The organism is Vibrio sp. 970 (genome assembly GCF_033339075.1).
This window is the reverse complement of sequence record NZ_JAWOTW010000136.1, coordinates 1-897: the sequence shown is the minus strand read 5'-3', so window position 1 is coordinate 897 and position 897 is coordinate 1. Positions and strand designations below refer to the sequence as shown.

Annotated in this window: 1 protein-coding gene; it reads left to right on the top strand. The window is 47.8% G+C overall.

The features are described 5' to 3' along the window. Positions 1 to 12 precede the first annotated feature (12 nt). On the top strand, positions 13 to 897 hold an 885-nt coding region (gene dld, locus R7Q11_RS25245; RefSeq protein ID WP_225466889.1), incomplete at its 3' end, for a D-lactate dehydrogenase.

Genomic DNA, 897 nt, shown 5'->3' with positions numbered 1-897 from the left:
AGAGCCACGGATATGCAACAAAAGCAGATGATAGAAGAATTTAAAACGATAGTCGGGGAAGAGAATGTCCTGACCGATCAGGTTAAAACCAAATACTACCGCTCAGGTTTTCGCTCTGGTAGTGGTACAGCGCTTGCCGTCGTGTTTCCTAACACTTTGTTAGAACAATGGAAGATCATTAAACAGTGTGTCGAGGTGAACTGCATCATCATCATGCAGGCTGCGAAAACAGGTCTCACAGAAGGCTCTGCACCAAGTGGTAACGACTATGACCGCGATGTCGTGGTGATCAACATTACCAAAATCAAAAAAATTCATCTGCTGGATGGTGGCAAACAGGCGGTGTGCTTACCCGGTGCAAGTCTACACTCACTAGAAAAAGAACTCAGAGCCGTTAACCGCGCGCCGCATTCTATTATTGGATCTTCATCGCTAGGAGCGACGGTTGTCGGTGGCATTGCCAATAACTCAGGCGGTGCGTTAGTGAAACGCGGCCCGGCGTATACTGAGCTTGCCATCTACGCGCAGGTCGATAAGCAGGGCAACCTCCATCTGGTTAACCATCTTGGTATTGATGGCTTGGGTGAGACGCCGGAAGAGATTCTTCACAATCTGCAAGAAGGTAATTTCGACCCAAGCAAGATCGTTCACGATGATCGCATGGCATCAGACAAAGAATATGATGAACGAGTTCGTGACGTAACGTCTGACATCCCTTCACGTTTTAATGCTGACGAGCGTCGCTTGTTTGAAGCGAGCGGCTGTGCGGGCAAATTGGGCGTGTTTGCAGTGCGTGTTGATAGCTACCCAGTGCCAAGCAAAGAGCAAGTGTTTTACTTGGGCACGAACGACGCAAACAAGTTAACCAAATTGAGAAAAGATTTTCTGACTCAATTT